Origin of the sequence: Methylobacter marinus A45 (assembly GCF_000383855.1) — a bacterium.
Taxonomy (GTDB): Bacteria; Pseudomonadota; Gammaproteobacteria; order Methylococcales; family Methylomonadaceae; genus Methylobacter; species Methylobacter marinus.
In genome coordinates this window covers 2,186,939-2,200,130 of record NZ_KB912877.1, presented here as the reverse complement: position 1 = coordinate 2,200,130, position 13,192 = coordinate 2,186,939, and the positions used below count along the sequence as shown (strand labels likewise).

Genomic DNA, 13,192 nt, shown 5'->3' with positions numbered 1-13,192 from the left:
GCCCCTATTTACATAGCTTGAGCCCATAAAACCTGTATTTGCTCTATACTTGGCTCATAGCAACTTGCAACTCTAGCATATCGCCCTAGACAAATAAAGGAATTGATGGAAAGTCAGACTCTATAAAAGTATAATACAAACAATTGATAACACCCTTAAGTGCTATTGTCATCATTAGGGTCCTTTTCTTAAAATTTATACTAATTTTATTCAGCCGGAACTCATCAAAATGTCATCTCTGACCACATCAGACGCCTGGAAAGCCATACAAAATCATTATCATCAGATCCACAAGCATTCAATGCGCGACAGCTTTGAAGGTGACAGCAATCGTTTCAACAAGTTCTCCCTGACATTTAACGATATCCTTTTTGATTATTCCAAAAACAGGATAAACGATCAGACCCTGCCTTTACTTATAGAGCTTGCCAGACATGCAGGGCTCGAATCAAAAATCCAGTCCATGTTTTCAGGGGCTATCATCAATAACACCGAGCATAGAGCCGTTTTGCATACCGCCTTGCGTAACCGAAGCAATCAACCGGTTTATGTGGACGGACAAGACGTAATGCCTCAAATCAACAAGGTTCTCGCTAAAATGCGCACCTTCTGCGACAGCGTTCGCTCAGGCAAATGGCAAGGTTATACCGGCAAGGCTATCACTGATATCGTCAACATTGGCATCGGAGGCTCTGATTTAGGCCCGAAAATGGCTTCAACAGCACTGACGCCTTATGCTACAGATGCCTTAAAAGTGCACTTTGTTTCCAACGTGGACCAGGCTGACCTTATTGAAACATTAAAGTCCTTATCCCCTGAAACAACCTTGTTCCTGGTCGCGTCAAAGAAATTCAATACGCATGAAACCATGACCAATGCGAAATCCGCGAGAAACTGGTTGCTGGCCAGCGCTAAAGATCAAAAAGCGATTGCCAAGCACTTTGTCGCCATTTCAACCGATGTCGACAGGATTGCCGAGTTCGGGATAGATGCCAACAATATGTTCGAATTCTGGGACTGGGTCGGCGGACGTTATTCACTCTGGTCAAGCATAGGCCTATCCATTGCATTATATGTAGGCATGGATAATTTCGAGCAATTGCTGCAAGGCGCTTATGAGGTTGACCAACACTTCCGCAATACGCCTTTTGAAAAAAACATCCCGGTCATCATGGGCTTGCTGGGCATTTGGTATAACAACTTCTTTAATGCCGAATCGCATGCTATTTTGCCTTACGATCAGTCCATGCGCTATTTAGCCGATTACTTTCAGCAAGGCGATATGGAAAGTAACGGCAAAAGCATCGATATGAACGGTGAAAAAGTTGATTACAGCACGGGACAGATTATTTGGGGCCAACCTGGTACCAATGGCCAGCATGCTTTTTATCAGCTTATACATCAGGGCACCAAACTCATCCCGTGCGACTTTCTGGCACCTGCGCAAAGTCACTATCACCTGCCTGAACATCATGATATTTTGATTTCAAATTTCCTGGCGCAACCGGAAGCATTGATGAAAGGCAAATCAGCCGAGGAAGTCAAACGAGAACTGACGCCTACCGAACGGATCGATCCGGTACTAGTCGCTTCAAAAGTATTCGATGGCAATAAGCCGTCCAACGCGTTTTTATTCAAGAAACTGACGCCCAAAACATTAGGCTCACTGATTGCCTTGTATGAACACAAAATTTTCGTTCAAGGCGTGATCTGGAACATCAATTCATTTGACCAGATGGGCGTTGAGCTCGGAAAAGTACTGGCTCAAGCCATACTTCCCGAGCTTCAGAATGATGAAACCATCACAAGCCACGATTGCTCCACCAATGCACTGATCAATGCTTACAAACAATTGCGATAACATGACTCTTCCCAGTTCCGGGCGACAACAAGCGTTCGAATAGTTTTTTTTCCAATGCAATTTGTTAGTAATTCCTTTTTTAGTGATAGAGATGCAATTTCGATTATGTGAAATCAAGAAAATGCCTGAGTTTTGATTCAAATAACCCGACTAATTATTGGTTTCATTTTTGCGGTTTTGCTGACCACTTGCGATACCCGTTTTCTGACGCAAACCAAACTGGAACGAATCAAACGTAACGGAACCCTTCATGTTCTGACCCGGATTGATCCAACGACTTATTATCAAAGCCCTGAAGGTTTTACCGGACTGGAATATGACTTGGTGACGCTGTTCGCCAATCATCTTGGCGTTAAAGCTGAATTCAATGTTCCCGCGACCTTCAACGATATTTTGACCCGGATTTCCAAAGGTGAAGCTGACATTGCCGCCGCCGGGCTTACCATTACAAAACAGCGCCAACAAAAAATGCGCTTTGCGCCAGCCTATCATGAAGTCACTGAACAATTGATTTACCGGTCCGGCAATCGTCGGCCACATGACATCAACAGCTTGACCCGCGGCATTCTCGAAGTCGTTAAGGGCACCAGTCACGTTGACACCCTCATCTCACTGCAACAGGAAAACCCAGACCTGACCTGGAATATCAATGACGAATTGAATACCGGCAGCTTACTGTATCTGGTCAATGAAGGCCTCATCGACTACACCCTTGCCGACTCAAATCAAGCGCTTCTGATCCGCCGCTTTTACCCTAAACTCAACATTGCCTTCGATGTTAGCGAACCTCGCCAGCTTGCATGGGCCTTAAACTCATCGAATGACACCAGCCTATACGACGAAGTAGTTCGTTTTTTCAACCGCATCAAAGAAGATAAAACACTGGACCAACTGATTGAAAAGCATTATGGCCACACCAGTCGCTTAAGCTACGTGGGAAACTGCAAATTCCGCGAACATAAAAAAAGCAGGCTGCCAACCTATCTGCACCATTTTCATGCTGCCGCGGAAACATACAATATAGACTGGCGATTACTGGCCGCCATTGGTTATCAGGAATCGCACTGGCTGAGCCAGGCTGTCTCACCTACCGGCGTCCAGGGCATCATGATGCTAACGCATGATACAGCAGCGCAACTAGGGGTTAGCGATCGCACGGATCCAGCCCAAAGCATTGACGGCGGCGCACGTTATTTTCAGCAAAGACTCCGGATAATATCGGACCGGATTCCTGAACCGGATCGCACATGGTTTGCTTTGGCATCGTACAATGTTGGCATTGGCCATCTTGAGGACGCCAGGCTATTAACTAAAAAACAGGGAGGCAATCCTGACAAATGGATGGACGTAAAACAGCGACTACCTTTACTCGCGCAAAAAAAATGGCATAAACAAACCAAATATGGCTATGCCCGAGGCAAGGAACCGGTTCAATATGTGGAAAATATTCGCAGTTACTACGATTTATTGGTCTGGCTGACAGAAGAAAATCAGATAAAGAAGAATGCCATGGCTATAAAGGTGACCACCCCATTCAAAAACGCGGCGTTGGATATTGACGCGCCAGCCCTTTAGGAACGGGAATGAAACAAGATCCGCGTGAGGCAGGATTTCTGTTCCTATTCAACGACTGCATGGACAGGAAATGATCCCGGCATTTCTCTGCATTCACCCCATCCATGGGGCTCATGCATAAGAGGGACGGAAAGACAACTCAGTTGCGAGGCTTATAAAATTCACGTCCCTTAGCGTCTAACGCGAAAAAAATCCTTTAGCAGCGACCCGCACTCTTCCGCCAGTACGCCACCCTCCCAATCAACCCTATGATTCAAAAAGTCTGCATCGGCCAGACTCAAGGCATTGCAGACCGCCCCCCGCTTGGGATCGAATGCGCCAAAAACCAGACGCTTGATGCGTGCATAACTGATCGCCCCCATACACATCACGCAAGGCTCCAACGTTACGTATAACGTAGCATCACAAAGCCGATAATTTTCCAGCGCGATACCAGCCTTGCGCATGGCCACGATCTCGGCATGCCCCGTTGGATCATGAGTGGCGATCGGCATATTCCAGCCTTCGGCAATACACCGATCACCCTGAACGATGACAGCACCGATCGGCACTTCACCCTGTTGCTCGGCGCGCTGGGCCAGCCTGACGGCATAGCGCATCCACGCCTCATCCGCTGCCGCTATTCCCATTCAATGGTTGCGGGTGGCTTGCCGGATATGTCATAAGCCACACGCGAGATACCCGGCACTTCATTAATGATGCGGCGCGAAATCAGGTCGAGAAATTCATAAGGCAAATGCGCCCAGCGCGCCGTCATGAAATCAATCGTTTCAACGGCGCGCAAAGCAATGACGTAATCATAACGGCGGCCATCCCCCATAACGCCTACCGATTTGACCGGCAGGAATACGGCAAAGGCCTGACTGACTTTGTCATAGAGATCATGGCGGTACAGTTCTTCAATGAAAATTGCATCGGCCTGACGCAGCAAATCGGCATACTGTTTTTTAACTTCGCCTAAAATCCTGACGCCCAAACCGGGCCCCGGGAACGGATGACGGAATACCATTTCCGAAGGCAGCCCCAACTCCAGCCCCAGCTTTCTGACCTCATCCTTGAACAGTTCCCGCAATGGCTCAACCAGCTTCAAGGTCATATTCTCAGGCAATCCGCCGACATTGTGATGGGATTTTATCAAGTGCGCTTTACCGCTTTTCGATCCCGCCGACTCGATCACATCCGGATAAATCGTGCCTTGCGCCAACCATTTTGCATCGGTCAACTTCGCCGCTTCTTCATCGAAGATTTCAATGAACAAATTACCGATGATCTTGCGTTTCTGCTCAGGGTCACTAACACCGTTCAAGGCATCCAGATAGCGTTGCTCCGCATTGACCCGGATGACTTTAACGCCCATGTGCTCGGCAAATGTTGCCATGACCTGATCACCTTCATGCAAACGCAGCAATCCGGTATCGACAAAAACGCAGGTTAACTGATCGCCTATGGCTTTATGCAGCAACGCCGCCACGACAGAAGAATCAACGCCGCCGGACAATCCTAGAATGACTTGATCGCTACCGACCGTTGCACGCACGGACTGAATACCGTCTCCTATAATATTGCTGGCTGTCCATAGTGCCTCGCAACCGCAAATATCCAAGACAAAACGGGACAGAATGCGCCCCCCTTGCTTCGTGTGAGTGACTTCCGGATGGAACTGCAGACCGTAAAACGCCTTTTCTTCATTGGCAATACCGGCAATGGGTGCGCCGTCCGAACTGGCAATCAGAACGAATCCGTCCGGCAAGGCAACAACACGGTCGCCATGACTCATCCAGACATCCAGCAGCCCGTAGCCTTCTTCGGAAAGGTGATCTTCTATGCCGGCCAGCAACTTGGAATGACCTCGCGCCCTGATTTGCGCATAGCCGAATTCCCTGTGATCCGAAGACTCGACCCTGCCGCCCAACTGCTCAGTCATCGTCTGCAAACCATAACAAATTCCCAGTACCGGAATGCCCAGTTCAAACACGACTTGCGGCGCTCTTGGCGTATCGCCGCTGGTCACGGTTTCAGGGCCGCCTGATAAAATAATGCCATTCGGCCCGAACCGCTTAACATCTTCCGCACTGCATTCACAGGAATAAATTTCACAGTAAACGCCGATTTCGCGAATTCGCCGCGCGATTAACTGGGTATATTGCGACCCGAAATCTAAAATAAGGATTTTGTGCGAATGGATATTCGCGGACTGTTGCTGATTCACGCTAAAACTCGATGGTTATGTTCTTTTTAAAAAACAAGGGGCTCCTGAGAGCCCCACCAGTGTATTATTTATTTTGCCAATATTTAATCAAGGCGGTAATTGGGCGCTTCCTTGGTAATTGTCACGTCATGCACATGACTTTCCCGCATGCCGGCACTGGTCACACGCACAAACTGCGCCCTTTCATGCATGATGGCGATAGTTTGGCTACCCGTGTAGCCCATGCTGGCCCGCACGCCGCCCAATAGTTGGTGAATAACAGCAAGCATGCTGCCTTTATACGGCACCCGGCCTTCAATGCCTTCCGGCACCAGTTTTTCAACCAGTTCGGTTTCTTCCTGAAAATAGCGATCACTCGATCCTTGCTGTTGCGACATCGCCCCCAGAGAGCCCATGCCACGATAGGATTTATAAGATCGCCCCTGAAATAACTCAATCTCTCCCGGCGCTTCTTCGGTGCCGGCAAATAAGCCGCCCAGCATCACCGCATGCGCACCTGCCGCCAGCGCTTTAGCGACATCACCGGAGTAACGGATACCGCCATCGGCAATCAAAGGCACACCAGTGCCTTTCAAGGCATCGGCCACATTACTGACGGCTGTAATTTGTGGTACCCCGACACCGGCAATAATGCGGGTAGTACAAATAGAACCCGGCCCAATACCGACCTTGACACCATCGGCGCCGGCTTCAACCAAGGCGCGAGCCGCTTCCGCCGTGGCGATATTACCGCCGATCACCTGAACACCGGGATAATTTTGTTTGACCCAGCGAACCCTGTCCAAAACGCCTTGTGAATGACCATGCGCCGTATCGACAATAATGACATCGACGCCAGCCGCCACCAGCGCAGCCACTCGCTCTTCCGTACCATGCCCGGTACCGACCGCGGCACCGACTCGCAATCTCTCCTGTTCGTCTTTGCAGGCTTGCGGATAATCCTTGGCTTTCTGAATATCTTTTACCGTAATCATGCCGCGCAAATGAAACAAATCATTCACGACCAGCACTTTTTCAATGCGGTATTCATGCAGCAACGCAATGGCCTCTTTACGGTCGGCGTTTTCATTGACCGTGATCAAGCGTTCTTTAGGCGTCATGACTTTAGCGACGGGCTCATCAAAACGCGTTTCAAAGCGCAAATCACGACTCGTTACAATACCGACCAATTCATCGCCATTGACTACCGGCACACCGGAAATATTTTTAGCCCGTGTTAACTTAATTACATCCCGAATACTGGTGTCAGGCGAAACGGTAATCGGATTTTTGATGACCCCGCTCTCGTACTTTTTAACGCTACTCACTTCCTGCGCTTGCTGCTCGGCCGTCATATTCTTATGAATGATGCCTATGCCGCCTTCCTGTGCGATGGCAATCGCAAGCCGCGCCTCTGTCACGGTATCCATAGCCGCTGCAACCAGAGGAATATTCAGCGCAATGCCGCGTGTCAATTGCGTTTTCATTTCTACATCTCGTGGCAGCACAGTCGAGTGCGCGGGCACTAATAAAACGTCATCAAACGTGAGCGCTTCCTGAATAATTTGCATAAACCACACCTAAAAGCCTTAAATTAACACGCCACTATAGCACTAACTGACACTAATCGCCATATTTTAATTTAATTTCTTGACATATACCGGTAAAAGTGTAGGTTCGATCCGGGTTTATTTTATTCACTGCGGTCAAGAAACTCAGGGGGCATCAACCCGCTCCGGTTTTCTGATTTATGTCGCGCAATCCCATGGTCTCTACTTCCCGCCGACATGGAATTCTTCTGCTTCAGCAATGATTTATTGCGCACCAACTCTATATGCATCCGGTTCGCGGCATAAGCGTAAACAAAGACGGGAAACACCATGGAGATGAATAGAGCGGGCAGGCTCTCCATTCTGATACTATAAACATTCAATACCAAATTAACTTGGCCGCCATTAAAAAAATCAAAATCGAAAAGTAGCGCCTTAATTTCTGGGCTGGCAACTGATGAGTCAGCTTGGCGCCAAGCGGGGCCGTAAAAAAACTGCCCAGACTGATGCCCAAAAAAGCCGGCAAATAAACATAGCCCAAGCTCCATTCCGGCAACTGCGATTGATCCCAACCCAATACCGCATAACTGACTGTACCCGCCACCGCTATCGGCAAACCACAGGCACTTGAAATTGCAACCGCATTACGCATCGCGTACCGACAACGCACCAAATATGGCACGGTAAGCGTCCCTCCACCGATTCCCACTATGGCTGACATCAATCCAATCAGGCTTGCCACACTTAAATCCAGCGCTTTAGATTCCTTGACCGCTCCAGGCGCGGGCTTGATCTGAAAAGCCATTTGTACGCCGACATACAGTAAGAACAGAATAAAGATAAAGCGCAACATATCGGCATCCATATGATCGGCGACTATAGCGCCGAAGGCCGCCCCTATCATAATTCCGGGCACCAGCCTGAACACTTTTCCCCACACCACGGACCCTAGACGATGATGCGCCAGTACAGAAGCTGTTGAAGTCACGATGATCGTCGCCAATGAAGTTGCCACCGACATAATCATAATCAGCTCAGCAGGGATACCCTGTGCCGTAAATAACAAAACCAGGACCGGCACAATAACCAGCCCGCCGCCGATACCGAAAAGCCCGGCCAAGACCCCCGAGACCATACCCAAAATCACGCTCAACAAAAAAAACATCATTTTCCTCTGTAAATAACCGCCGACCGCACTGTGACTATTGATTATGCTATTCTAAGTCCAACATTAATAGAGCGCTTGTGTAACTTAATGAAAACGTTTCTGGTAGGCGGTGCTGTACGCGATAAATTACTCAATTATCCTGTCAAGGAAAAGGATTGGGTCGTCATCGGCGAAACGCCTGATTCAATGATAAAGAAAGGGTTTCGTCCGGTAGGCAAGGATTTTCCGGTATTTCTGCATCCGCAAAGCGGTGAAGAATACGCACTGGCCAGAACCGAAAGAAAAACCGCGCCCGGTTATAAAGGCTTTGCCGTGCATGCTTCTCCCGACGTCAGTCTGGAACAGGACTTGATGCGTCGCGACCTGACTATCAATGCGATCGCCATGACACCACAAGGCGAAATCATCGACCCCTATGGCGGCAAAAATGATATTGAGAACAGGATATTCCGCCACGTCTCTCCAGCCTTCGCCGAAGACCCTGTCCGCATACTGCGCGTAGCCCGCTTTGCGGCTCGATACAGTCATCTCGGATTCACGCTGGCTATGGAAACCCGAACGCTGATGCAGCACATGGTAGCCGCCGGCGAAGTCGACCATCTCGTGCCTGAACGCGTATGGGCAGAATTATTCAAGGCTCTTAACGAAAAGTCGCCGTCCGCATTTTTTTATACGCTGAAAGACTGCTCCGCACTGGAAAAGATTTTTCCCGAAATCAACGACCTGTTCGGTGTTCCGCAGCCTGAGAAGTATCACCCTGAAATCGACACCGGCGTGCATGTGATGCTCTGCCTGGAACAGGCCGCGGCATTATCGTCGAGCCCTGAAGTCAGATTTGCGGCCTTAATGCATGACCTCGGCAAAGCCCTGTCGCCCAAGGAACATTGGCCACACCATTATGGTCATGAAAAAAACGGCTTACCGATTCTGGAACGGCTATGCTCCCGATTGCGCGTACCCAACGCTTTCAAATCATTGGCCATGCTGGTGATGCGCCATCACACGCACTGCCATCGGGCTTTTGAGTTACGCGCCTCGACCCTGACGGACATGCTGACGGCATTGGGCGCTTTTAAACCGTCCAATAATACGCTGGATTATTTTTTGCTTGCTTGCGCAGCCGATGCCAAGGGCAGAATCAATCATGAGAATAACCCTTACCCTCAGGCGGACTATATAAAAGGAGCCGCCAAGGCAGCGGCATCGGTGGACACTTCGGCAATTTTGAAGAGCGATCTCCAAGGCGCACAAATCGGCGAGGCCATCCGGCGCCTGAGGATTAAAGCGGTCGCCGAATTTATGGCGGTTGAATAATGAACTCAATCGAATTATAGTAAAAACTTTTTCGACTTAAGATAACCATGCCTTCCTTTGACATCGTTTCCGAATTTGATAAACACGAAGTTAGAAATGCCGTTGATCAGGCCAACAAAGAAATCGCTACCCGCTTTGACTTCAAAGGCACTGATTCAAGCTTCGAATTGAATGATGACAAACTGACCATGCTTTCTGAATCCACGTTTCAGTTACAGCAAATGTTCAGTATCGTCTGTTCCAGGCTGACCAGACGCGGCATCGACATTGCCTGCATGGACGTTGCCGATCCCAAACCCAGCGGCAAGGGCATGCGCCAGGAGATCACCCTAAAACAGGGGCTGGACACGGTATTAGCGAAGAAGATCGTTAAGCTGATCAAGGACAAAAAACTGAAGGTGCAGGCGGCCATCCAGGGCGATCAGGTCCGGGTAACCGGCAAGAAAAGGGATGACCTGCAGGACGTGATCAAGATGATCAAGGATGAGAAAATCGATATGCCGCTACAGTTCATCAACTTCAGGGATTAGGAACGTGAATTTTATAATTCCCGTTCCTTAATGAATGCGGGTTTGTTAATTCGCCGATAAAGAATAAATCCAATGATCGCCAAACTGAGCCAACCGGTCACTAAAGGCCCGATCACGCCGTCATAACTGCTGACCAGATAAAGATAGTCCGAGCTGAAATTGGTATTGAACACGCTCTTGCTCATCTTTATCTGCCAGACCCAGCAGGTATGACAACCAATACACAGACCCAGGCTGGCTTTGATCCGTGTTCTAAGGATACCCAAAAAAATACCCACCATGATCAGAGCCCAGAACGCTGGCAGAATCTCCGGATTCAACAGATTGGCGAACGCCTCGCCAAGCAGTTCAAAACCGCTCAATATGGTCAGCTCCTGGTACGGAATATTGGTGCTGGCATCTAGAAAATGTAGCACCGCATAATATGTCGCACTGATGATAATGGCAGCGGTGACAGACAGTTTACGCTGCAGTCCCGTCAACAGTATGCCGCGAAACAAAGGCTCTTCAATCCAGGAAATAATCAGCGCCAGCAACAATGTCAGCGTCATTTTTTTTGCCAGCAGCGCGGCTGTCCATACTTGACTCTGATCGACCACATTGACATCGAGCACATAAAGCACAATGAAAACCGGCAATAAAGTAATAAAACCAAGACCGAAGCCCTGCAGCAATTGCTTAAAAAAAACAGCTTTTCCTGCAAAACCGATATCTTCTTTTTTTAATTTGAGGTAGGTCATGAGCGGAAAAATGCTCAGCACCAGAAAGAACTGTGTCGATTTGCTGATTATTTTTCTTAACGGAAACTGATCGCCAATACCCAGCATGATGAAATAACCAGCGAGGCAGGCTATAAAAATAGCTCCCAGCAAGACCAGCAGAGGCACGAGAGCGTAATAAACAGATTTGATCATTTGAAACTACCGAAATCGCCCCACAGCATCTGCACGGCTGACAATGCGGCCAAGGAAGCCGTTTCCGTTCGTAATATCCTGCCGCCTAACCGAACCGGGGTAAAGCCCGCCGCTTTTGCCTGCTCCCGTTCCTGGTCAGAAAATCCGCCTTCGGGACCGGACAGTAACGTGACTTTCATACCTTCCGGCTTTAGATCGGCTAAAGACGCTTCGGCATACGGGTCCAGAAAAACTTTCAAGCCATCCTGCCTGTCAAGCCAATCCGAAAACGGCTCGATCTCGGCCAGTACAGGCAATAGCGTCCTGCCGCTTTGCTCGGCCGCATGCTGGACTATTTTTCGCCAGTGTTGCAGGCGTTGCTGTTTTTTGTCGCCTTTAAATTGCACGACACAGCGCTCGGTCACCAGCGGCGTCATGGCATTAACGCCGAGCTCAACGGCCTTCTGTACCGACAGATCCATTCTGTCGCCGCGCGAAATGCCTAAACCGAGCGTTACCGTCAACAGCGACTCGGCATTGCGGTCCAGCCATTGCTGCACGTCGACCCGCACCTGTTTGCGGCTGACCTCGGCCAGCGAACACAGATAGTCGCCACCGCTGCCGTCAAACAAAATGATTTGCAAATCTTTCTTAAGCCGCAATACCGTTCTGACATAATGCGCACTGTCCTCATCGAGCAGGATTTGCCGGCCTTCAGCCAGACTGACTGGCACATATAACCGTGAAATACGCATGCTTAATCCCGCACAGCCTGTTGCATGCCGGCCCAGGCCACATCAGCAATCAACGACAGTTCGGCCTCGGTAACCACATACGGCGGCATAAAATAAATGACATTGCCCAGCGGCCTTAACAGGACGCCTTTAGACAGCGCATACTGATAAATCCGCAAACCCCGACGCTCCTGCCAGGGATACGGCTCCCGCGTCTGCTTGTTTTTGACCAGCTCAATAGCCAATATCATGCCGGTCTGCCTGACTTCCGCCACATGCGGATGCTCGCTAAAGCGCGCCGCCACCCTGGCCATCGCCTCGGCCAGTTTTTTATTCTTCTCTATGATGTTTTGCCGCTGGAAAATTTCTATGGTTGCCAGGCCGGCCCTGCAGGCCAAGGCATTGCCCGTATAACTGTGCGAATGCAGAAAGGCGGTCAATTTTTGATAATCATCATAAAAAGCCTGATAGACCTGATGGGTCGTCAACACGGCCGATAAAGGCAGATAGCCACCGGTCAAGCCCTTGGACAAACAGATAAAATCAGGCGTGATTGCGGCCTGTTCACAGGCGAACAGCGAACCCGTCCGGCCAAAGCCGACCGCTATTTCATCGGCAATCAAATGTACATTATATTTATCGCAGGCCTCGCGCAGCAGTTTCAGATAGACGGCATCGTACATACGCATATTGCCGGCGCACTGCACCAAAGGCTCGACAATGACGGCACAGGCGGTATCGGCATGCTGTTCCAGCGCCGCTTCCATAACGGCAAACCGGCGTGTGCAATAATCAGCCCAGGACTCCCCCATTTCCCGATAATAGCAATCAGGCCCCGGCACTGTAACGACGTCCATCAGCAACGGCCCGTACGTGTCCTTATAGAGGGCCACATTGCCGACCGCCAAAGCGCCCAGGGTTTCGCCGTGATAGCTGTTTTCCAGCGTGATGAATTTCGTTTTTTGAGTCTGACCGATGTTGCGCCAATAGTGGAAGCTCATTTTAAGCGCGACCTCTATGGCTGAGGAGCCGTTGTCGGCATAGAAACAGCGGCTGAGCCCCTGTGGCGTGATTTCGACCAGTTTCTCCGCCAGGCTGACGGCGGCTTCATGCGTGAAGCCAGCAAGGATCACATGTTCCAGCGTATCAAGCTGCTCTTTTATCGCGGCATTGATGACAGGGTTGGCATGCCCGAATAAATTGACCCACCAGGAACTGATCGCATCCAGATACCGGTTGCCGTCAAAATCCTCCAGCCAGACGCCGCTGCCTTTCTTTATCGGGACAACCGGAAACGCTTCATGATCCTTCATTTGTGTGCACGGATGCCACAAAACCGATAAATCACGATCGGAAAATGCCCGGTTAGTCATAGAGCT

11 protein-coding genes are annotated in these 13,192 nt (G+C 49.6%); 4 read left to right on the top strand and 7 right to left on the bottom strand.

Annotated elements, in window-relative coordinates; genetic code table 11:
• The first annotated feature begins 229 nt into the window (after nt 1–229).
• Together pgi and mltF are read left to right on the top strand one after the other, a co-directional pair.
• A complete protein-coding gene (gene pgi / locus METMA_RS0110160) occupies nt 230–1,861 on the top strand; it encodes a glucose-6-phosphate isomerase (protein ID WP_020158987.1) in 1,632 nt (543 codons plus the stop codon).
• A gap of 132 nt (nt 1,862–1,993) precedes the next feature.
• Nucleotides 1,994–3,436 (top strand): membrane-bound lytic murein transglycosylase MltF, encoded by a 1,443-nt coding sequence (gene mltF, locus METMA_RS0110155; RefSeq protein ID WP_020158986.1) that lies wholly within the window; start codon nt 1,994–1,996, stop codon nt 3,434–3,436.
• A gap of 170 nt (nt 3,437–3,606) precedes the next feature.
• On the opposite strand, the gene tadA is transcribed toward mltF, so the two are convergent.
• The 4 genes from tadA to METMA_RS0110130 form a co-directional block, all read right to left on the bottom strand.
• Nucleotides 3,607–4,065: a tRNA adenosine(34) deaminase TadA gene (gene tadA / locus METMA_RS0110150; RefSeq protein ID WP_020158985.1), complete on the bottom strand. Its 459-nt coding sequence runs from the start codon at nt 4,063–4,065 to the stop codon at nt 3,607–3,609.
• The gene (gene guaA, locus METMA_RS0110145; protein ID WP_020158984.1) at nt 4,056–5,645 is read right to left on the bottom strand and encodes a glutamine-hydrolyzing GMP synthase; all 1,590 of its coding nucleotides are present in this window, start codon (nt 5,643–5,645) and stop codon (nt 4,056–4,058) included. Before guaA ends, tadA begins: the two co-directional genes overlap by 10 nt.
• Nucleotides 5,646–5,728: 83 nt before the next feature.
• On the bottom strand, nt 5,729–7,195 hold the full coding sequence (gene guaB, locus METMA_RS0110140) for an IMP dehydrogenase (RefSeq protein ID WP_020158983.1): 1,467 nt from the start codon (nt 7,193–7,195) through the stop codon (nt 5,729–5,731).
• Between the two features lie 358 nt (nt 7,196–7,553).
• Nucleotides 7,554–8,339 (bottom strand): sulfite exporter TauE/SafE family protein, encoded by a 786-nt coding sequence (locus tag METMA_RS0110130; RefSeq protein ID WP_020158981.1) that lies wholly within the window; start codon nt 8,337–8,339, stop codon nt 7,554–7,556.
• A gap of 90 nt (nt 8,340–8,429) precedes the next feature.
• Between METMA_RS0110130 and METMA_RS0110125 the strand changes: the two genes are divergently transcribed.
• The gene (locus tag METMA_RS0110125) at nt 8,430–9,656 is read left to right on the top strand and encodes a multifunctional CCA addition/repair protein (RefSeq protein WP_020158980.1); all 1,227 of its coding nucleotides are present in this window, start codon (nt 8,430–8,432) and stop codon (nt 9,654–9,656) included.
• Between the two features lie 47 nt (nt 9,657–9,703).
• Nucleotides 9,704–10,186: a YajQ family cyclic di-GMP-binding protein gene (locus METMA_RS0110120; RefSeq protein WP_020158979.1), complete on the top strand. Its 483-nt coding sequence runs from the start codon at nt 9,704–9,706 to the stop codon at nt 10,184–10,186.
• 11 nt (nt 10,187–10,197) lie between these two features.
• On the opposite strand, the gene METMA_RS0110115 is transcribed toward METMA_RS0110120, so the two are convergent.
• From METMA_RS0110115 to METMA_RS0110105, 3 genes are read right to left on the bottom strand one after another with little or no spacing between them, the layout of a single operon-like run.
• Entirely contained in the window at nt 10,198–11,100 is a 903-nt protein-coding gene (locus METMA_RS0110115; RefSeq protein ID WP_020158978.1) for a CPBP family intramembrane glutamic endopeptidase, read from the bottom strand.
• On the bottom strand, nt 11,097–11,834 hold the full coding sequence (locus tag METMA_RS0110110) for a 16S rRNA (uracil(1498)-N(3))-methyltransferase (RefSeq protein WP_020158977.1): 738 nt from the start codon (nt 11,832–11,834) through the stop codon (nt 11,097–11,099). Before METMA_RS0110110 ends, METMA_RS0110115 begins: the two co-directional genes overlap by 4 nt.
• A 2-nt stretch (nt 11,835–11,836) precedes the next feature.
• Nucleotides 11,837–13,186, bottom strand: a complete 1,350-nt coding sequence (locus METMA_RS0110105; protein ID WP_020158976.1) for an adenosylmethionine--8-amino-7-oxononanoate transaminase — start codon at nt 13,184–13,186, stop codon at nt 11,837–11,839.
• Nucleotides 13,187–13,192: the final 6 nt, after the last annotated feature.

Coding starts and splice junctions, on each gene's coding strand:
- pgi (WP_020158987.1), top strand. CDS start 230: ATGTCATCTCTGACCACATCAGACGCCTGGAAAGCCATACAAAATCAT.
- tadA (WP_020158985.1), bottom strand. CDS start 4,065: ATGGGAATAGCGGCAGCGGATGAGGCGTGGATGCGCTATGCCGTCAGG.
- guaB (WP_020158983.1), bottom strand. CDS start 7,195: ATGCAAATTATTCAGGAAGCGCTCACGTTTGATGACGTTTTATTAGTG.
- METMA_RS0110130 (WP_020158981.1), bottom strand. CDS start 8,339: ATGTTTTTTTTGTTGAGCGTGATTTTGGGTATGGTCTCGGGGGTCTTG.
- METMA_RS0110125 (WP_020158980.1), top strand. CDS start 8,430: ATGAAAACGTTTCTGGTAGGCGGTGCTGTACGCGATAAATTACTCAAT.
- METMA_RS0110120 (WP_020158979.1), top strand. CDS start 9,704: ATGCCTTCCTTTGACATCGTTTCCGAATTTGATAAACACGAAGTTAGA.
- METMA_RS0110115 (WP_020158978.1), bottom strand. CDS start 11,100: ATGATCAAATCTGTTTATTACGCTCTCGTGCCTCTGCTGGTCTTGCTG.
- METMA_RS0110110 (WP_020158977.1), bottom strand. CDS start 11,834: ATGCGTATTTCACGGTTATATGTGCCAGTCAGTCTGGCTGAAGGCCGG.
- METMA_RS0110105 (WP_020158976.1), bottom strand. CDS start 13,186: ATGACTAACCGGGCATTTTCCGATCGTGATTTATCGGTTTTGTGGCAT.